This window comes from Shinella sp. GW821-FHT10F02 (assembly GCF_058809275.1).
Genome location: NZ_JBXASL010000001.1, coordinates 534,335 through 551,951 on the forward strand (window position 1 = coordinate 534,335; position 17,617 = coordinate 551,951).

Genomic DNA, 17,617 nt, shown 5'->3' on the forward strand with positions numbered 1-17,617 from the left:
GCTGCTCGGTCCGCATTTTCCCCGACGCGCCATCCCGGAGCCAGCAAAGTCATTTCCGAAACTAATCTATATAAAAGATAGAATTTCTGTATTTGTGCGATGCAGGCGTTATCCTCCCCCCCCAAAGTTCGATGCCTTTAGGCATCCTCAAGACGCTGGAGATTCCTATGGCCCGCCCCATCCGTTTCAACGCCTTCGACATGAACTGTGTCGGCCACCAGTCGCCGGGGCTGTGGGCGCATCCACGCGACAAGTCCTGGAAATACAAGGATCTGGATTATTGGCAGGATCTCGCCCGCACGCTGGAGCGCGGCGTCTTCGACGGCATCTTCATCGCCGACGTCATCGGCTATTACGACGTCTACAAGGGCTCGAACTACCACGCCATCCACCAGGCGGCGCAGCTGCCGGTGAACGACCCGATGCAGCTTGCAGCCCCCATCGCGCTTGCCACCGAGCATCTCGGCATCGGCATCACCGCCTCCACCTCTTTCGAACATCCCTATACCTTCGCCCGGCGCCTCGCGACGGCAGACCACCACTCGAAGGGCCGCGTCGGCTGGAACATCGTCACCTCCTATCTGGAAAGCGGCGCGAAGAATGTCGGGCAGGGCGGCCTTCGCCGGCACGACAACCGCTACGAGGTGGCCGCCGAATATGTCGAGGTGCTCTACAAGCTGCTGGAAGGGTCCTGGGAGGAGGGGGCGGTGGTGCGCGACGGCGAAAAGCGCATCTTCACCCATCCGGAAAAGGTTCACGAAATTGCCCATAAGGGCAAGTTCTTCGAGGTGCCGGGTTACGGCCTGACGGAACCCTCGCCGCAGCGCACGCCCGTGCTCTACCAGGCAGGCGCCTCCGGTCCGGGCAAGGCATTTGCCGCCGCCCATGCGGAATGCATCTTCGTCGCCGCGCCGACCAAATCCGTGCTGAAGGCCTATGTCGCCGATATCCGCCAGCGCATCGCCGCCGCCGGCCGCGATCCGAAGAAGGTCTTCATCTACACGCTGATCACCATCATCACCGACGAGACGGAAGACAAGGCGCAGAAGAAGTTCGAGGACTACAAGAGCTACGTCTCCTATGATGGCTCGCTTACCTTCATGTCCGGTTGGAGCGGCATCGATTTCGGGCAATATGCGCCGACGGACGTGGTGGAGCGGATCGAGACGAACGCCATCCATTCCTTCGTCGAGCACATTGCCGGCGGCGACAAGTCCTGGACAATCGACGAACTCGCCCAGTTCGGCGGCATCGGCGGCATGGGGCCGGTCTTCGTCGGCTCGCCGGAGCGCATTTCCGATATCCTGCAGGAATGGGTGGCCGACACCGATGTCGACGGCTTCAACATCGCCTATGCCGTGACGCCGGACAGTTTTGAGGATATCGTCGCCCATATCGTGCCGGAATTGCAGAAGCGGGGCGCCTACCCGACCGAATACAAGCCTGGTACGTTGCGCGAAAAGCTTTTCGGCGATGGTCCTTATCTGCCGAAGACACATCCGGCCGACGGCTACCGGGACATCGAGGCGGTGAAGCGCCGCGAGGCCGAAGCGGTGCCGGCCCTGAAGACAGTGGGCGCCTGATATGCCGGCAGGCTTGGCGTTCGATGAAGCACAGGCGGGTTTTCAAGCCGTGAGCAATGGATCAGCCAAACCTGTCGTTGCGGTTATCGGTGGTGGTTTCACCGGGGCCGCACTCGCCTATCATCTCTCCCGCCTGCTTGGCCCCGGGGCCGCAAAGATCGTCGTCTACGAGCCGCGGGCCGTGCTAGGCGGCGGTGTCGCCTATGATACGGACGAGCCCGTCCACCGCATCAACGTGCCGGCGGCGCGCATGACGCTCGTTCCGGGTGACGACGAGCATTTCCAGCGCTGGCTTGTCGAAACTGGCGCGCTTCGGGATGATCCGGATGCGACCACCGCGGACGGCCACGTCTTCGCGCGCCGCTCGGCCTTCGGCCGCTACGTTTCCTCCCAGCTTCAGCCGCTCGTCGCTGCAGGAGCGATCGAGCATCGCCGCAGCCGCGTTCGCGCCGTAACGGAGGCTGAGGGCGGCGGGTGGCATATAACGGCCGATGACGGATCGGAGCTTTGGGCCGACCGTCTGGTGCTGGCGACGAGCCATCCGAGCCCGCAGTCCCCGGCGGCTCTCGACAAGGTGCTCGCCGGGCACGACCGCTACATTCCGGACGCTACCCTTCCAGCGGCCCTGTCGTCGATCCGGCCGGATGATCGTGTGCTCGTCGTCGGCACAGGCCTGACCGCCGCGGATGTGATCGCCACCCTCGACGCTGCCGGGCACCGGGGCCTGGTGACGGCGGTGTCGCGCCGCGGGCTGCGCTCCCGCGGCCACAATCTCAGCCCCCAGGACCCGTTCGGCGACTTCATCGATTTTCCGGCCCGCTCGGCGCGTGCCCTGTTGCGCCGGGTTCGCCAAACCCTTGCCGAGGCTGAAGCATCGGGCGTGACCTGGCATGCGGTGTTCGACCGGTTGCGCGGGCAGGGCGGCGACATCTGGCGGGCGCTGCCCGTGGCCGAAAGGCGGCGCATCGTGCGCTTCCTGCGCCCCTATTGGGATGTGCACCGTTTCCGTATCGCACCGCAGGTGGAAGCGGCCATCGACCGGCGCAAGGCGACCGGCACGTTCGTCCTCCACGCCGCCTCCATCGCCCGCGTCACACGGCGAGCGGATGGCGAGATCGCCGTGACATTCCGGCCCCGTCACGGACGCGAACCGTTCGAAGGGCGCTATGACGCGGTCGTCGTGACGACCGGCCCCGGCCACCGATCGATCCTTGCGAGCCAGCCGTTCCTGGAGGGCCTCGCCCGGGCCGGCGTGCTGCAACTCGACAGCGTCGGCCTCGGCCTCGCCGTCGACGAGCAAAGCCGCGCCATCCGCCCGGACGGACGCACAGCACAAACTCTCTTCATCGCCGGTCCGCTGGCGCGCGGCACGTTCGGGGAGCTGATGGGCCTGCCCCAGGTGACCGACCACGCCGTTTTCGTCGCAACGCGCATCGCCGACGATCTTGTCGATGTTCTCGATACCGTCGAGCCCGTGCTCACCGTGGGACGAGCTATCGAGGTTTGAGGCCACGGCCGCAAGGTTGGTGGTTTCCGGCGATCACCAGAAACCTTCGTGCGCCTTCGCAATCTCCCCTTCGAGCGCGGGAACGGGGCCGATGACCTCCACCTTGCGCTGCCCGGCGTCGAAAATGCGCTCGCAGGGCATGTCCATCGTCAGGTTTTCCGGGTTGTCGCCGGTCAGTTCCGCCAGGCGCTTTTCCGTCATGCCGTAGACGAGGCGGCCGATGCCCGCCCAATAGGTGCCACCCGCACACATGCAGCACGGTTCGACCGAGGTGACGAGCGTGCATTCGGCAAGAAATTCCGCCGTATAGGCCTTGGCGGCGTCGCGCGCGACATTCATCTCCGCATGGCCGACACCCTTGTCGTCCTTGAATGTATTGCCGGAGGTCAGCAGCACCGCCCCATCCGCTCCCGCCAGCAGCGCGCCGAACGGGTGATTCCCCGCCGCCCGGCTTTCCTCCGCGATCTTCATCGTCTCGCGCAGATTGCGCAGGTCGATCTCCGTCGCCTGTCCCCTGTTCTGTTCGTCGAGCATCGGCCACTCCTCCTCAACGCTGGAAACTTCAGCAATCAGAGTGCCCGAGATGGGGCCTCGCGCCAATTGGAATGAATTGCGCATAGTGTGCGAAGAAACTGCGCATGGAGGCGGCTGTGTCCGCCTCCGTCCTCAGTCGCCGGATGCAGATCCTCGAACAGACTTTTGGCGCAGGCTTGTTCGTGCGCAGGCCGCTGGGCGTGCAACTGACGGAGCAGACAATGGGCATCCCGAGCGCTGCGATCGCGCAGGATGCCCATTGTGTCCAGTTGGCCTATTCGGACGGGATCACGCGGGTCCAGAAATCGTTGAACGCGACCGAATCGAAGAAGGCGGAGGCGCGGACGATGCGGTTGTCGCGCATGTCGAGGAACCAGGCATAGGTGTTGACATAGGGCTTCCCGTCACGGGCGATGCCGCGGGCGTCGAAGAAGACGATCACGGTGTCGCCGTCGGCATAGACGTTACGGATCGCGGGCTTCAGCGGTGACTTCATGCGGGCATTGAACGGGCGGATCACCTCGCTCAGGAACGCCTCGCGGCTCGGATAGGTTTTCGATGCCAGCGAATAGCCCTCGATCGTCCAGCGGGCGTCGTCGGCGAGGAGGTCATAGGGGCTGCCCGTGCCGGTCGCCCACGCCTCGAAGCCGGCCTCGACCGCCGCCTTGTTGCGGCGTTCGGTTTCGGTCAGCGTCTGTGCCGAGGCGCGGGCTTCAAGCCCGATCAGGGACAGGATGGTGGCGGCAACGCCGAGGGCCACATTGAAGATGCGGCGGGCGTAGGAATTCAGGCCGGGAGCCGCCGGGCTTGCGGTAATGGACATGGCTTCCTCCAAGGTTCACGGTGGTGGCGCGGCAGCCGTTTGCGGTGCCGATCAGATCTGGTTTTCCCAGGCCTTGAGCTGATGGTCCTTCAGCATGTCCTCGATCACCTTCGGAACGACGTTGCGGAACTTGCCGGTGTCGGAAGGCACGATCTCGATCATGCGGTCGATCATTTCCTGCGGGTCCATCTTGCCTTCGGGGGTGGAGAAGAAATCGTCGAAACCCTTGCGCAGGTCGGCGCGCTTGGTGAAGTTCCGGCTGTCGTCCAGCCAGCGGAACGGATTGTCGGCCATGGTTTCGTTGTAGCCGGTGTAATAGGCGCCCGGGTTGATCGTCTGGATCTTGATGCCATAGGCCGACAGCTCCTGCTGTAGCGCTTCGGCAATCGCTTCCAGTGCGTGTTTGGTAGAGACGTAGGTGCCCCAGTTGGCCGGGGTGAAGAGGCCGCCCATCGAGGAGGTAAAGACCACCTTGCCCTTCCTGCCCTCCCGCACCCACTTCTGGACGACACCTTGGGTGAGGGCGAGCGGCAGGAAGACGTTGATCTCATAGTTCTTGCGAACGAGCTCGACCGGAATTTCCCAGACCGGGCCGGCCTCGCCCATGCCGGCATTGTTCCAGAGGATGTCGAAGTCAAAGCCTTGTGCCTGCCGGATGTCATAAGGGTCGGTGAGGTCGAGGCGCTCGACGCGGATGTTCTTCAGTCCGAGTGTTGCGGCCTCCTCGCGCAGCGGCGTGACCTGCGATGAAGCCTGCGTCGTCGCGATGATGTTGTGGCCGTTCCTGGCCATGCCGATGGCGGCGGCCTTGCCGAAGCCGGAGCCGGCGCCCGTGATCAGAATGGTCTTGCTCATGAGATGATCCTTTCGTCGATCTGGGTGGGGTCGAATTGCCGTGGCCCGCCTACGGGCGCAGAGCGGCTGCCGCTGCCTCGGCTATGTCGAGATCCTGGGCGACGGCGCCGCCGGAGACGCCGACGGCGCCGATCAGGACGTTGCTTTCATCGAAGAGGGGAATGCCGCCGGCGAAGACGACGAGGCCGCCATTGCTCTGCTCCAGGCCGAACGAGGTGCCGCCAGGCATGCAGAATTCGCCGATCGCTTCAGTGCGCATGGAAAACAGCGCGGCCGTCCGGGCCTTGTTGGTGGCGATGTCTATGGAGCCGAGCAAGGCGCCGTCCATGCGGCCGAAGGCCTTAAGGTGGGCGCCGGCATCGAGGACTGCGATATTGGCCGGAACGCCGATTTCTCGTGCCCGCGCCTCACCGGCGGCAATGATCCTGCGGGCGTCGTCAAGGGTAATCATCTCCCTGCCTCCTCCGTTTCGGACGGGGATTTGTGCGCCCGTTCGATGAGACAGGTGTAGGCCGGAAGTGGCGTTTGGGTATTCTCAGCTCTTGCTACGCTATGTGCAGATCTTGCGCTCTAGCGTCGGCCAGGCGGACAGCGTCAGCCCTTGACGACCGCGCGGTACTGGCCGGGTGTCAGGCCGGTCGTCTTGCGGAAGACGCGGGTGAAATTCGCCTGTGAACCGAAGCCCGTGTCGAGCGCGATCTCCACGAGCGAGGACTGCCCGAGCCGCAGCTTCTGCTTGGCGGCCTCGATCCGACGCTCGGTGACATAGCGGTGCGGGGTGAGGCCGATGGCCTGTCGAAACCGGCGGGCGAAGTGAAAGGGGCTGAGGCAGGCCTCGGCGGCAAGATCGTCCAGCGAGATCACCGCCGCGATGCGGGCCTCGATGAAATCGAGAACGCGCTGCAACCTTTTCGGACCGATGCTCAGCGCCCGCTCGGCGGGTTGCCAGCGCGCGGACGAATAGGTGCCGAGCAAGTGCGCTGCCAGCGCAAGCTGGATCCCGTCGAGGAACAACTGATCCGTCGGCTCCAGATTTCGATTCAGCAAGCTGCGAAAGAGCTGGCCGATCTGCAGGACCATGGGATCGGGCACGCCGCCCGCATAGGCGAGCTGCACCCTGGCCGGGTCCATGTCGAAGTTTGCAAGCGCGCTTTCGCCCACGAGCGACGGTGGTAGGAAGATGTGCAGGGACTCCGGCATGGTGCCGATTATTTCCACGCCGCTCTCATGGACACCCGCGGGACATATCCATGCGACGCCCGGGCGGGCGATAGCCTCATGTTTGTGGCCGTCACCGGCCCACCGGATCTTCGACTGGCCCGAGAGCAGGACGGCGACTTCCGTGCATTCGAGCGTGAGGTCGATCTGCCACCCAGGATCGAAACGCCGGAGCTCGACTTGCAGCGATGAACATTCGACCAGCTCGCCCACGCGCTCGCTGGTCCGATATTTTCTGTCTCCTTGCGATGCCATGAAAGTCATGTCGCATCCTCGCGGTGAAGATAGGGTCGAAAATTTGAAATGTCCGGTATCGGCGGTCGATTGCCGCCCTCACGCTGCCGTCAACGGATCCATGTTTCCCGTCGGGAGCCTGCGCATTGCGGTGAGGATTTTGACGAGAATTCTGGCGAGTGCAAGTGATTGCCATAGGGCCGCTCGGCAAACCTAAGCGGTGTTCCCGAGGCGGCGTCCTGAGCGGATGATGAAGTCCCTGAATTCCCGGCCGAACGGGCGATCGAGCGCCGCCCTGTTCCAGGCGAGCGCGTAGGGCTCGGAAAGGGCGATCCAGCAGTTGCAGGCGACGACGAGTTTTCCCTGTGCGAGGTCGTTGGCGATCATGGAGGTTTGGCCGAGCACGAAGCCCGCGTCGTTGACCGCGGCGTCGATCGCCGCGCTGGACAGCGAGAAGGACAGGTCGCATTGCGGTTCGCGCCGGGCAAGGCCGGCTTGGGCGGCCCAGTCGGACCAGGTGGGCGGGGACTGGTAGGGGTTCTCCCATTCGATGCCGATCAGGGGACCTTTGAAGATGTCGGCGGGCGTGGTCACGGGGTGTTTTTCGAGAAACGCGGGCGAGCACAGCGGCGCGACCTTGTCGACGAACAGTTCGGAAAAATGGGCATAGCGATGGCGCGCGCTGCCATAGGAAATGCGGAAATCCACCTGCTCTTCCTCGAAGACCGGCTCGTCGTCCTCGCCGATCAGCCGCACGCTCAAGCCCGGAGAAATGGTCTGCCACTCTGCGAGAAGAGGACCAAGCCATCGTATCGTCAACGACGGCGGGGCGCTCACCACGATGCCCGATTTCAGGCGCGCCCTTTGCAGGACGGTGCTGGCGGCGCGCAAATGATCGAAACCGACGCGTATTCTTTCCAGATAGATCTGCCCCCATGAGGTGAGGACCAGGCTGCGGCCTTTCCTTTCGAACAGGGCGACGCCCACTTCCTCTTCGAGCCGGCCGATATGCTGGCTGACGGCTCCTGACGATATGCCGAGATCGCGGGCGGCGGCGGCGACGCTGCCAAAACGGCCGATTGCCTCGAAGGCCTGCAAGGCGCGCAATGTGGGTAGACGAACGGACATAACGGTGCTCCTCCATTCTATTTAGATTAGAAAAACTAAAGAGAAAAGCAGAGCTTGGTTGATTGACCGGACCAATGGTTACGATTTCTAATGAAATACGAAAAGCGGTGCTGGGTAGCCGCGCATCGGGAAAAAGCAAAAGAGGGGATGATGATGAAAGTACTTCTGGCAACACTATTGGCTTCGACGGCGGTTTTTTCCGCTGCGCTGGCGGGGGAAACACTCGACAAGGTCAAGGCGCGCGGATCGCTCGTCTGCGGTGTCAGCGAGGGCATAGCCGGGTTCTCGGCGCCCGACAGCACCGGCACATGGGCGGGCATGGACGTCGACTTCTGCCACGCGCTGTCGGCCGCGATCCTGGGCGATGCGACCAAGGTGACGTTCAAGCCCCTGACCGCACAGAACCGCTTCACCGCGCTGCAATCCGGCGAGGTCGACATCCTGTCGCGCGTGACCACATACACGCTGACGCGCGATACCGCGCTCGGTTTGGATTTCGGCGCCGTGCTGTTCTATGACGGCCAGGGCTTTATGGTTCCAGCCAAGCTGAACATCACCTCGGCCAGGGAACTCGACGGCGCGACGATCTGCATGCAGACGGGCACCACCAACGAACTCAACGTCGCGGATTTCTTCCGCTCCATCGGCAAGCCGTTCAGCCCACTGGCGATCGAAGACGTCAACGAACTGAACAATGCGTTCTTCAACAGCGGTCGCTGCGATGTCTATACCGGCGACACGTCGGGGCTTGCGGCATGGCGCTCGTCGCTTGCCCAGAATAAGGACGATTACGTCATTCTTCCGGAATTGATCTCCAAGGAGCCGCTTGCCGCAGCGATGCGTCATGGCGACCAGCAGTTCGGCGATATCGTCCGCTGGGTCGGCTTCGCGCTGATCGAGGCGGAGGAAAAGGGCATTACCCAGGCCAATGCGGACGAAATGAAGTCGAGCGCCGATCCGACGGTGCAGGCGCTTCTCGGCGTATCGCCGGGTAACGGCAAGGCGCTCGGCCTTGACGAGGCCTGGGCGCTCAACGCCATCAAGGCCGTCGGCAATTACGGCGAGATCTTCGAACGCAATGTCGGTGCCAAGACGCCGCTTGGATTGCAGCGTGGTACGAACGCTTTGTGGAATAAGGGCGGCCTGATCTACGCGCCGCCGGCGCGCTGATCGGCGGTCCATGTCCCATCCAGCGGAAAACAAACCGGCGGCGGGGCTCTTCGAGAGCCTCGCAGCCCTCCTGCGGGACCGGACGGTGCGGCGCTGGGTTTTCCAGCTCGCCGTCACCCTCTCCCTCGTGTCGTTTATCGGCCTCTTGGTCGCGATCGCGGCGGGCAACCTCGCCCGCCAGGGCATCGCGACGGGATATGGCTTCCTCACCGGCGAGGCACGGTTCGAAATCAGCGAAAGCGTGATCGCCTATTCCGCGGCGACCAGCTATGGCCGGGCGCTGCTCGTGGGCTTTCTCAACACGTTGAAAGTGTCGCTGCTGGCGATCGTGCTGGCAACGGTGATCGGCACCGCCGTCGGCATTGCCCGGCTTTCCAGCAACAGGCTGCTGGCGGGTGTTGCCGGCGCCTATGTGGAGGGGCTGCGCAATATTCCGCTGCTGTTGCAACTGTCCTTCTGGTATGGGCTGCTGACCGTCACATTGCCGGTGCCGCGGGCGGCGCTCAATCCGTTCGAAGGTGTGTATCTTAGCAATCGGGGCGTCGTTCTGCCGATTCTGGAACCGCATGCCGCCTTTGGCTATGCAGGGATTTGCCTTGCCTTCGGCATTGCCTTTGCCGTGCTGCTGAACCGGCTTGCCGCCCGCCGTCAGGAGAGAACCGGCCGGCGTACCGTGATCGCGCCGGCGGTCCTCTTTGTTCTGGTCGTTCCGGTCCTTGCGGGCTGGTATTTCGGCGGGGCGCCGGCAGCGCTGGACATGCCGCACCTGCAAGGTTTCAATTTTGTCGGCGGCGTGCGTTTGTCGCCGGAATTCGCCGCCTTGCTGTTCGGCCTGACGGCCTATAGCGCCACCTTCATCGCCGAGACGGTGCGCGGCGGCATCGAGGCCGTCAGCGTGGGGCAATCGGAGGCCGGTCGTTCGCTCGGGCTGCGCCCCGGCCTCGTCATGCGCCTGATCATCCTGCCGCAGGCGATCCGGATGATCATCCCGCCGATCACCAGCCAATATCTCAACATGACGAAGAACAGCTCGCTTGGCGTCGCGATCGCCTATCCAGATCTCGTTGCGGTCGGCAACGTCACGATGAACCAGACCGGCCAGGCGATCGAGGTGGTCTCGATCTTCATGATCGTCTATCTCACGATCAGCCTCGCCATTTCCGGCTTCATGAACTGGTACAACCATCGCATGGCGCTGGTGACGCGATGACCGAGATGCTCCGTCCATCACGCCGTCGCAGTGCCGACTTCCTGCGCTCCCTGTTCAGCACCTGGTACAATGCGCTGATCACGCTGGCGCTCCTGTTCGTCGCCTTCAAGGCCGTGCCTCCACTCGCAAACTGGCTTGTGTTCGATGCCGTCTGGAGCAGTCCCTCTGCCGATGCATGCCGCGTGGCGGCAGGCGCCTGCTGGGCTTTCATCCGGGAAAAGGCCCGTTTCATCCTGTTCGGCCTCTATCCCTATGGCGAGCAGTGGCGTCCCTTGCTCGCGGTGCTGCTGCTTGTCGGTCTCGTGCTGGTCAGCGCCAACAAGCGATGCTGGACGCCCTGGCTGCTGGTGATCTGGCCGGCTGTCATCGCGGCGGTGCTCGCCGTCATGGCCGGCGGGTTTGCCGGAATGGCGGCGGTGCCCACGGCGCAATGGGGCGGCCTGCCGCTGACCTTGCTGCTCGCCGTGGTCGGCTCGGCATTTGCCTTCCCGCTTGGCATCCTGCTCGCCCTCGGCCGCACATCGGACATGCCGCTCATCCGCTCCGTTTGCGTCGGCTATATCGAGTTCGTGCGCGGCGTGCCGCTCATCACGGTTCTCTTCATGGCGTCGGTCATGCTGCCCCTGTTCATGCCGGCGGGTGTGGAAATCGATGCCGTGCTTCGCGCCCTTGTCGGCATGACGCTTTTCGTTGCCGCCTATTTTGCGGAGGTCATCCGGGGCGGATTGCTGGCCGTTCCCAAGGGACAGTTCGAGGCGGTTCATGCGCTGGGCCTCGGCTATTGGGCCGGCATGCGGCTCGTCGTGCTGCCGCAGGTGCTACGCATCTCCGTTCCGCCGCTCACCAACACGCTGATCGGCCTTATCAAGGATTCCTCCCTTGTCGCCATCATCGGCCTCGTGGATCTGCTCGGCGCGTCGAAACGCTCGCTGTCCGATCCGGAATGGCTGGGTTTCTATCGCGAGGCCTACGTCTTTGTCGCCCTCATCTACTTCGCCATCTGCTTTTCGGTTTCGCGCTATTCCCGTCGGGTCGAGGCCGACCTTTCCGCGCGCCAGAAGCACTGACCCATCCGCCCATTTTGAAAGGAAGCCTCCGTGCAGGCACGACACCGCATAATTCTCGATTGCGACCCCGGCGTGGATGATGCGATCGCCATACTGCTCGCTCTCGCCTGCCCGGAAATCGAGCTGCTCGGCATCACCTGCGTCACGGGCAACAAGGACCTGTCGTTCACGGCGAACAACGCGCTCAGGATATGCGCGCTGGCCGACCGCAGCGATGTCCCGGTCTATGCCGGTTGCACCCGGCCGCTGATGGGGCCTTACCAGCGCAAATGGCCCTCGGTGCATGGAACGGATGGCCTGTGCGACCTCGACCTGCCGGGCAAGCCGGGTGTTCTGGTCGAGGAGCATGCGGTGGATTTCATCATTCGCCAGGTGCTGGCGGCGCCCGGCGAGGTCAGCCTTTGCGTCATCGGCCCGATGACGAACATTGCGCTCGCCATCGTCAAGGCGCCGCATATCGCACCCTTGATCCGTTCCGTCGTGTTCATGGGCGGGGCGGCCTTTTGCCCCGGCAATTCCGGTCCGCTCGCCGAGTTCAATATCCTCGTCGATCCAGAGGCGGCGGAGATCGTGATGTCGTCCGGCATTCCCCTCGTCATGCTGGGGCTGGATGTCACGCAGAAGGTGCGGATCGGGGAGGCGCATATCGCCGCGCTGGAACAGGCGGGAACGGCGGCTGCAGTGGCGATCGGCGCGATGCTGCGGGCCTATGGCAGCAACGACCCGTGCCTGCATGATCCCTGTGCGATCCTCTATTACATCGCGCCGGACCTGTTTTCCGGCGTGGAGGCTCATGTCCGGGTGCTCGCCAATCCGCCGGAGGCGCGTGGCGCGACGGTCGCAGCCGTGAGCGAGCGCCATCGCGATGGCCGCCCGCCGAATTGCCTCGTCGTCACGGATTGCGATGCCGAGAAACTGCTGTCGATTCTGGTCGACCGGATGGGCGACGGCCGTCGCTGGTCACGCCGGATGACCATAGCGGCCGGGGGATAGTGCCCCCGGCCGCATGGCGTCTTACTTCGTCGTGTAGCCGCCGTTGACGAGGATGGTCTGGCCGGTCATCCACCAGCCGTCCGTGACGAGGAAGCGGATGAAGGGCACGATGTCCTCGATGTCGGTCAGCCCCGTCTTGGAGAAGCCGGAAAGGGCTGCCGCGGTCTTGTGATAGGCGACCGCATCGGCGCCCTCGGCGGGATAGAAGAAGGGCGTGTCCATGGGGCCGGGGCCGATCGCCGTCACCGAGATGCCGCGCTCGCCGAATTCCTTCGAAGCCGCCCGGGTGAAATGCTCCACCGGCGCCTTGGTGCCGGCATAGGCGGCGTAGAAGGGGGTGAAGGCGCCCAGCAACGAGGTGACCAGGGTGCAGACCTTGCCGTTGTCGCTGACATGTTTACCGGCCTCCTTGAGGAAGAAGAAGGCGCTCTTCGAGTTCACGCCCGTCATCTCGTCATATTCGGCTTCGGAGATCTCGACGATCGGCTTCTTCAGCACCTTGCCCACTGTGTTGATGGCAATGTCGATGCTGCCCATCGCGGCCTTCGCGTCGGCAAACAGCGTCTCGACGGCGCCGGCGGCGGTGAGGTCGCCCTGGAAGGCGAAGGCTTGCGCGCCTGCCGCCTTGATTGCGGCCACCGTCTCATCGGCAGCGGGCTTCGTGGCGCTGGTATTGTAGTGGACGGCGACGGCCTTCGCGCCGTGTGCCGCGAGATCGCGCGCAATCAGCCCGCCAAGATTCTTCGCGCCGCCGGCGATGAGAACGGTTTTTCCCTTGATGCTGTGGTCGGTCATGGTGGTGGATCTCCTTGGCACTACCCGAGCGGCCGCGAGCGCGGCCACTTCCTAAGACGCACCATATCGTCTACGCTGTGCTTATAAAGTTCCATATTCTGACATCACCTGTCAGGAATCGCGCACAATCAAACAGGCTCCCGCGCTTGGACCGTATCGATCTCTTCCGCACCTTTTGCCGCGTCGTCGAATGCGCGAGTTTTACCCGCGCGGCCGATACGTTGGGCCTTCCGCGTTCCTCGGTATCGGCCGCGGTCATCGATCTTGAAACACGCGTCGGCGCGCGGCTGCTTCATCGCACCACGCGAAAAGTCTCGCCGACACAGGACGGCGCCGCGTTCTACGAGCGCTGCCTTCGCCTGATCGCCGACGTGGAGGAGACGGAGGGCCTGTTCCGCCAGACGGCGGTCGGCCTTTCCGGAAAGCTGCGCATCGACGTGCCGGGCCGGATCGGCCGCCTCATCCTCGCGCCAGCGCTTCCAGAGTTTCTCGCACGCTATCCGCAACTCGACATCGAGCTGCGCATCACCGATCGCACGGTCAACCTTGTCGAAGAGAGTGTCGACTGCGTCCTGCGTGTCGGGCCGCTCAGCGATTCAGGCCTTGTCGCGCGCAAGATCGGCGACCTTGCCTTGATCAACGTCGCCAGCCCCGCCTATCTGGCCACCTACGGTACGCCCGGCGCGCCCGACGATCTCGGCGGCCATCTCGCCGTCAATTATGCATCGCCCTCGACCGGGCGCGTCGAGGATTGGGAGTGGATCGAGGGCGGCGAGGTGCGGATGGTGCCGATGCGGGCGCGCGCCACGGTCAACAGCGCCGAAGCCTACATCGCCTGTTGCCTTGCCGGCCTCGGCCTCATCCAGATCCCGGCCTATGATGTAAGAAGCCACCTCGACGCAGGCGAGCTTGTCGAGGTGATGCCGGACCACCGGGCGGCGGCGATGCCGATGACATTGCTCTACCCGCATCGCCAGCATCTCTCCCGCCGGCTTCAGGTTTTCGCGGACTGGCTGGATGCCCTGATGAAGCGCGCGCTTCTGTAGTCCTGCCGCGATGTCGTCCAAAGGTCAGTTGGCGATTTCGGATTCGATGTATTCGAGCGTCCGCATGTAGTGCGCGACGAGCAATTGCTTGGCTTCCGCGACATTTCCGTCGAGGGCGGCGTCGGCGATGCGCTTGTGCTCGTCCTGGCCGCCGCGGCGGGGATAGGCGGCACTCGCGGATATGAAGATGTAGCGCTGCGCGTGGTCCATCAGCACCTCGCAGAACTGCACGAGCCACGACGAGCCGCAATTGGCGATCAGCGTGAGGTGAAAGTCGCGGTGAAAGCCTTCGAATTGCTTGCGGCGCTCCATGTCAGGGTCTTCCTGCGTCCATGGCGTGCGCGACAACCGGTGCAGGGCGAGCACGACCTGCTCTTCCCATTCCGTGGTGCGGCGCAGAATGGATTGCTCCAGCGCCAGGGGCTCGAGCATGCAGCGCGTCCCCACCAGTTCCCGCCAGTTTTCCAGGCTGATTTCCGGCACGGAGAAGCCGCGCTGGTCATGGCGATCGACCAGCCGCTCGGACGAGAGGCGGTTGAGCGCCTCGCGCACCGGATTGGTGCCGACGCCGTACCGCTGTGCCACGACGTCGATCGCCAGCTTCTGCCCCGGCCGCAGGTTGCCGCGCAGGATGTCGCTGCGCATCTGTTCGTAGGCCAGCGTTGCCGTCGTCGCCTTTTCCGATTTTTCGTTTACTTTTGTCATGCCTCAGCCATTACCGATTGAACTGCTACGATGCCAGAAAACAAAGCGTCGTTGCACCCAGGCCACCAGCCCGAACGTCATCAGGCCCATGACACTGAGATAGCAGATCAGCGAAAAGACGCGAGGTGTGTCGAGCTGGGAGGCCGCGACGCGGATCAACGCGCCGAAACCCTGTCCGCCGCCGACCAGTTCTCCGGTTATGGCCCCGCCGACGACACCGATGGCCGCGATTTTCAGGCCTGTGAAGAAATGCGGCAGGCCCATCGGGATGCGGAGCCGCACCAGGGTCTGCCAGGGCGTCGCGCCGATGCTGCGGAAAAGCATGCGCGCATTCTCGTCCGCCGCATGCAGGCCAGCCGCAGCACCCACGATGATCGGAAACAAGGCGATGAAGGTGGCAAGCGCGACCTTGGAGGCGATGCCGAAGCCGAGCCAGCTCAGGAACAGGGGTGCGAAGGCGACTTTCGGCATGGTGTCGATGGCGACGATGACCGGCATCAGGGCGCGCTCGCCAAAGGCCGTGCCGCCGACGATCATGCCCAAGGTAGCGCCGATCGCCGTTGCCATCAGGAAGGAGATGACCACTTCCTGGAGCGTGATGAGAAAGGCGCTGAACACATAACCGCCGGTAAACAGGCTCGCGCCGACCTCGACGATGTCCTGCGCGGTGCGCGCGGGCGAGGGCAGGATGATCGGTGAAACCGTGCCGCTCATGGCGACGAGCTGCCAGATCGCGAGGATGGCAAGCACGAGAAGCGTGATCGCCACGGGCTGCGGCAGGCGGTTGATGAAGGAGACGCGCTGGGTCCAGACGGTCTCGGGAAACTCGTGCTGCCGGTCGGTCGCTATGGTCAAAGGAAGGCCCCCTTGTCGAGATGGCTGCGGATCTCGCTGACGTAGGCGCCGAATTCCGGCTGGGTCATCATGTCGAGCGTGCGCGGGCGCGGCAAGTCGATTTCCAGCCGCTTGACGATGCGGCCGGGGCGCGCCGCCATGACATAGACCGTATCGGAGAGAATGACGGCCTCGGAGATGGAATGGGTGACGAGCAGCGCCGTCGCCTGGCGCGACATGCAGATGCGTTGCAACTCCATGTTCATGAAATCGCGCGTCAGTTCGTCCAGCGCGGAGAACGGTTCGTCGAGGAGTAGCATTTCCGGATCGGTGATCAGCATGCGGCACATGGCGGTGCGCTGCGCCATGCCGCCCGACAGTTCGCTTGGATAGGCATTGTCGAAACCACTGAGGCCGACCAGCGATAGCAATTCCAGCGCGCGCTGGCGCGCTTGCTCGGCCGCCGCCTTTCCCGATTTGATACCGATGGGCAGCAGCACGTTTTCGATTGCTGTGAGCCAGGGAAACAGCGTCGCCTGCTGGAACATCATGCCGGTCTCGACGCGCGGCCCCATGACCGGCTTTCCGGCGAGCATGACGCTGCCCGACGTCGGCGGGGTGAGGCCCGCCATGATTTTCAGCAGCGTGGACTTGCCGCAGCCGCTGGAGCCGATGATCGAGGCGAAGCTGCCGCGGGGCAGGTCGAGATCGATATTTTCGAGGGCGACGAAATTGCGTCCGGAATAGGACTTCGTCACCCTGCGTACCTGAAACAGAGGGCGATCGCTGATGCGATCGCCCAATACACTTGCAGAGGATGCCGTCACGGATTGACGCCTTCGTTCCAATAGCTGACGAACTCGCTTGTATAGGCCTTGTCGAGGTCGGGAAGCGGGGCCTTCAGGCTGCCGGAGGCGACGAGCGAGTCCTCCCACGCCTTCCATGCCTCAGGTGAATAGTAGCCCCAGCCCTTGGACGGATCCAGCGGCTGGACGCGCAGCCGGATATTGTCGAACAGCGCTTCGAGCATCACCCTGTCCTCTGCCTCCTGCGGGTTCGCCTTTGCCGAGCAGGCGAGCACCTTCTCGCGGTTTGCCGGGTCCGACCCGAAGATCGCGCCCTGCACCAGCGCCCGGCCGAAGCCCTTGATGACATCCGGGTTGGCGTCGATATAGGCGCGGGTGGCCATGTAGCCATTGCCGAAGAAGCCCTGGAAGGCTTCCGGCGTAAAGTCGCGCACTTCCATGCCGCGCGTGCGCAGGATGGCGGCGTCGGCGGTTGCAGCCGCATAGGCCGAAATGTCGCCGCGCTGGAAGGCGACGGCCGCCGGGCCGGAATCGCCGACCGGCAGGAAGGTGTAGTCCGTGCCTTCGGTCATGCCGGCGGCCGTGAGCATCGAACGCGCGAAGGAGACTTCCGCGCCGTCGGCCGTTCCGACGCCGATGACCTTGCCCTTCAGCTCGGTCAGTTCCTTGAACGGCGCATCCTGGGCGACGAGAATGCCGAACTGGCTCTTGGCGAAGTGATTGTAGAACATCACGACATCGACGCCCTGGGCGCGCGCCGAGAGCAGCGGGCCGGGGCCGGGATTGCCGATATCGCCCTGGCCGGCGGCGATGGCCTGAATGACCTGACCCGAGCCGTCGACCGCCTGAACGGTGACGTTGAGGCCCTGTTTTTCGAAGTAGCCCTCGCACCGCGCCACGTGCATCGGGAAATGCCCGATCGCGCCCGGATGCGGCAGGACCACCGTCACCTGCTTGAGTTCCTGGGCATGGAGCGGCGTTGCGGCGATGAAGCTGCAGAGTGCCGTTGTCAGTGCAGCGCAGAGCGCCGTGCGTCTCGTTGTCGTAATCATGTCCACCTCCTTATAATGTATGATTTTGGAAAATGTAATGAAATATGCATTGATACG

Annotated in this window: 19 protein-coding genes; 8 read left to right on the forward strand and 11 right to left on the reverse strand. The window is 63.8% G+C overall.

Features of this window, described 5'->3' with window-relative positions; translation table 11 throughout:
• Positions 1-167 precede the first annotated feature (167 nt).
• Both AC1RWL_RS02465 and AC1RWL_RS02470 read left to right on the forward strand, forming a co-directional pair.
• The gene (locus AC1RWL_RS02465; RefSeq protein WP_435264456.1) at positions 168-1,583 is read left to right on the forward strand and encodes an LLM class flavin-dependent oxidoreductase; all 1,416 of its coding nucleotides are present in this window, start codon (positions 168-170) and stop codon (positions 1,581-1,583) included.
• Between the two features lie 49 nt (positions 1,584-1,632).
• Positions 1,633-3,090, forward strand: coding sequence for an FAD/NAD(P)-binding protein (locus AC1RWL_RS02470; protein WP_493093415.1), 1,458 nt, complete (start codon positions 1,633-1,635; stop codon positions 3,088-3,090).
• 33 nt (positions 3,091-3,123) lie between these two features.
• Here AC1RWL_RS02470 and AC1RWL_RS02475 read toward each other — a convergent pair whose 3' ends face one another.
• The gene (locus tag AC1RWL_RS02475) at positions 3,124-3,624 is read right to left on the reverse strand and encodes a nucleoside deaminase (protein ID WP_493093414.1); all 501 of its coding nucleotides are present in this window, start codon (positions 3,622-3,624) and stop codon (positions 3,124-3,126) included.
• 104 nt (positions 3,625-3,728) lie between these two features.
• Here AC1RWL_RS02475 and AC1RWL_RS02480 point away from each other — a divergent pair, with 104 nt between their 5' ends.
• Positions 3,729-4,007 (forward strand): helix-turn-helix domain-containing protein, encoded by a 279-nt coding sequence (locus AC1RWL_RS02480; protein ID WP_493093413.1) that lies wholly within the window; start codon positions 3,729-3,731, stop codon positions 4,005-4,007.
• Here the strand turns inward: AC1RWL_RS02480 and AC1RWL_RS02485 are convergent.
• From AC1RWL_RS02485 to AC1RWL_RS02505, 5 genes are all read right to left on the reverse strand, one after another.
• A complete protein-coding gene (locus AC1RWL_RS02485; protein WP_493093412.1) occupies positions 3,899-4,447 on the reverse strand; it encodes a nuclear transport factor 2 family protein in 549 nt (182 codons plus the stop codon). The genes AC1RWL_RS02480 and AC1RWL_RS02485 overlap by 109 nt on opposite strands.
• A 51-nt stretch (positions 4,448-4,498) precedes the next feature.
• Entirely contained in the window at positions 4,499-5,302 is an 804-nt protein-coding gene (locus AC1RWL_RS02490) for an SDR family oxidoreductase (RefSeq protein ID WP_493093411.1), read from the reverse strand.
• Between the two features lie 49 nt (positions 5,303-5,351).
• Positions 5,352-5,753, reverse strand: coding sequence for a GlcG/HbpS family heme-binding protein (locus tag AC1RWL_RS02495; protein WP_493093410.1), 402 nt, complete (start codon positions 5,751-5,753; stop codon positions 5,352-5,354).
• 143 nt (positions 5,754-5,896) lie between these two features.
• Positions 5,897-6,784: a helix-turn-helix domain-containing protein gene (locus tag AC1RWL_RS02500; RefSeq protein WP_493093409.1), complete on the reverse strand. Its 888-nt coding sequence runs from the start codon at positions 6,782-6,784 to the stop codon at positions 5,897-5,899.
• 183 nt (positions 6,785-6,967) lie between these two features.
• The gene (locus tag AC1RWL_RS02505) at positions 6,968-7,882 is read right to left on the reverse strand and encodes a LysR substrate-binding domain-containing protein (RefSeq protein WP_493093408.1); all 915 of its coding nucleotides are present in this window, start codon (positions 7,880-7,882) and stop codon (positions 6,968-6,970) included.
• Between the two features lie 147 nt (positions 7,883-8,029).
• On the opposite strand from AC1RWL_RS02505, the gene AC1RWL_RS02510 reads away from it, so the two are divergent.
• The 4 genes from AC1RWL_RS02510 to AC1RWL_RS02525 are packed head-to-tail and all read left to right on the forward strand — an operon-like array spanning position 8,030 to position 12,322.
• Positions 8,030-9,052 (forward strand): amino acid ABC transporter substrate-binding protein, encoded by a 1,023-nt coding sequence (locus tag AC1RWL_RS02510; RefSeq protein WP_493093407.1) that lies wholly within the window; start codon positions 8,030-8,032, stop codon positions 9,050-9,052.
• A 10-nt stretch (positions 9,053-9,062) separates the two neighbouring features.
• The gene (locus AC1RWL_RS02515; RefSeq protein WP_493093406.1) at positions 9,063-10,262 is read left to right on the forward strand and encodes an amino acid ABC transporter permease; all 1,200 of its coding nucleotides are present in this window, start codon (positions 9,063-9,065) and stop codon (positions 10,260-10,262) included.
• Positions 10,259-11,329, forward strand: a complete 1,071-nt coding sequence (locus tag AC1RWL_RS02520) for an amino acid ABC transporter permease (protein ID WP_493093405.1) — start codon at positions 10,259-10,261, stop codon at positions 11,327-11,329. Before AC1RWL_RS02515 ends, AC1RWL_RS02520 begins: the two co-directional genes overlap by 4 nt.
• A 30-nt stretch (positions 11,330-11,359) precedes the next feature.
• Complete coding sequence (locus AC1RWL_RS02525; RefSeq protein WP_493093404.1) at positions 11,360-12,322, forward strand: nucleoside hydrolase; 963 nt, start codon at positions 11,360-11,362, stop codon at positions 12,320-12,322.
• Positions 12,323-12,343: 21 nt separating this feature from the next.
• On the opposite strand, the gene AC1RWL_RS02530 is transcribed toward AC1RWL_RS02525, so the two are convergent.
• Complete coding sequence (locus AC1RWL_RS02530) at positions 12,344-13,117, reverse strand: SDR family oxidoreductase (protein WP_493093403.1); 774 nt, start codon at positions 13,115-13,117, stop codon at positions 12,344-12,346.
• A 146-nt stretch (positions 13,118-13,263) separates the two neighbouring features.
• Here AC1RWL_RS02530 and AC1RWL_RS02535 point away from each other — a divergent pair, with 146 nt between their 5' ends.
• Complete coding sequence (locus tag AC1RWL_RS02535; RefSeq protein ID WP_493093402.1) at positions 13,264-14,163, forward strand: LysR family transcriptional regulator; 900 nt, start codon at positions 13,264-13,266, stop codon at positions 14,161-14,163.
• 24 nt (positions 14,164-14,187) lie between these two features.
• Here AC1RWL_RS02535 and AC1RWL_RS02540 read toward each other — a convergent pair whose 3' ends face one another.
• From AC1RWL_RS02540 to AC1RWL_RS02555, 4 genes are all read right to left on the reverse strand, one after another.
• Positions 14,188-14,868: a GntR family transcriptional regulator gene (locus tag AC1RWL_RS02540; RefSeq protein WP_256115141.1), complete on the reverse strand. Its 681-nt coding sequence runs from the start codon at positions 14,866-14,868 to the stop codon at positions 14,188-14,190.
• A gap of 3 nt (positions 14,869-14,871) precedes the next feature.
• The gene (locus AC1RWL_RS02545; RefSeq protein ID WP_492647740.1) at positions 14,872-15,723 is read right to left on the reverse strand and encodes an ABC transporter permease; all 852 of its coding nucleotides are present in this window, start codon (positions 15,721-15,723) and stop codon (positions 14,872-14,874) included.
• On the reverse strand, positions 15,720-16,460 hold the full coding sequence (locus tag AC1RWL_RS02550; RefSeq protein WP_493093401.1) for an ABC transporter ATP-binding protein: 741 nt from the start codon (positions 16,458-16,460) through the stop codon (positions 15,720-15,722). Before AC1RWL_RS02550 ends, AC1RWL_RS02545 begins: the two co-directional genes overlap by 4 nt.
• A 65-nt stretch (positions 16,461-16,525) precedes the next feature.
• Positions 16,526-17,560 (reverse strand): ABC transporter substrate-binding protein, encoded by a 1,035-nt coding sequence (locus tag AC1RWL_RS02555; RefSeq protein WP_493093400.1) that lies wholly within the window; start codon positions 17,558-17,560, stop codon positions 16,526-16,528.
• Positions 17,561-17,617 lie beyond the last annotated feature (57 nt).

Excerpts from the sequence above, each read along its gene's own strand:
- AC1RWL_RS02465 (WP_435264456.1), top strand. The coding sequence starts at position 168 with ATGGCCCGCCCCATCCGTTTCAACGCCTTCGACATGAACTGTGTCGGC.
- AC1RWL_RS02515 (WP_493093406.1), top strand. The coding sequence starts at position 9,063 with ATGTCCCATCCAGCGGAAAACAAACCGGCGGCGGGGCTCTTCGAGAGC.
- AC1RWL_RS02540 (WP_256115141.1), bottom strand. The coding sequence starts at position 14,868 with ATGACAAAAGTAAACGAAAAATCGGAAAAGGCGACGACGGCAACGCTG.
- AC1RWL_RS02520 (WP_493093405.1), top strand. The coding sequence starts at position 10,259 with ATGACCGAGATGCTCCGTCCATCACGCCGTCGCAGTGCCGACTTCCTG.
- AC1RWL_RS02485 (WP_493093412.1), bottom strand. The coding sequence starts at position 4,447 with ATGTCCATTACCGCAAGCCCGGCGGCTCCCGGCCTGAATTCCTACGCC.
- AC1RWL_RS02475 (WP_493093414.1), bottom strand. The coding sequence starts at position 3,624 with ATGCTCGACGAACAGAACAGGGGACAGGCGACGGAGATCGACCTGCGC.
- AC1RWL_RS02505 (WP_493093408.1), bottom strand. The coding sequence starts at position 7,882 with ATGTCCGTTCGTCTACCCACATTGCGCGCCTTGCAGGCCTTCGAGGCA.
- AC1RWL_RS02500 (WP_493093409.1), bottom strand. The coding sequence starts at position 6,784 with ATGACTTTCATGGCATCGCAAGGAGACAGAAAATATCGGACCAGCGAG.
- AC1RWL_RS02495 (WP_493093410.1), bottom strand. The coding sequence starts at position 5,753 with ATGATTACCCTTGACGACGCCCGCAGGATCATTGCCGCCGGTGAGGCG.
- AC1RWL_RS02510 (WP_493093407.1), top strand. The coding sequence starts at position 8,030 with ATGATGATGAAAGTACTTCTGGCAACACTATTGGCTTCGACGGCGGTT.
- AC1RWL_RS02530 (WP_493093403.1), bottom strand. The coding sequence starts at position 13,117 with ATGACCGACCACAGCATCAAGGGAAAAACCGTTCTCATCGCCGGCGGC.
- AC1RWL_RS02555 (WP_493093400.1), bottom strand. The coding sequence starts at position 17,560 with ATGATTACGACAACGAGACGCACGGCGCTCTGCGCTGCACTGACAACG.
- AC1RWL_RS02480 (WP_493093413.1), top strand. The coding sequence starts at position 3,729 with ATGGAGGCGGCTGTGTCCGCCTCCGTCCTCAGTCGCCGGATGCAGATC.
- AC1RWL_RS02490 (WP_493093411.1), bottom strand. The coding sequence starts at position 5,302 with ATGAGCAAGACCATTCTGATCACGGGCGCCGGCTCCGGCTTCGGCAAG.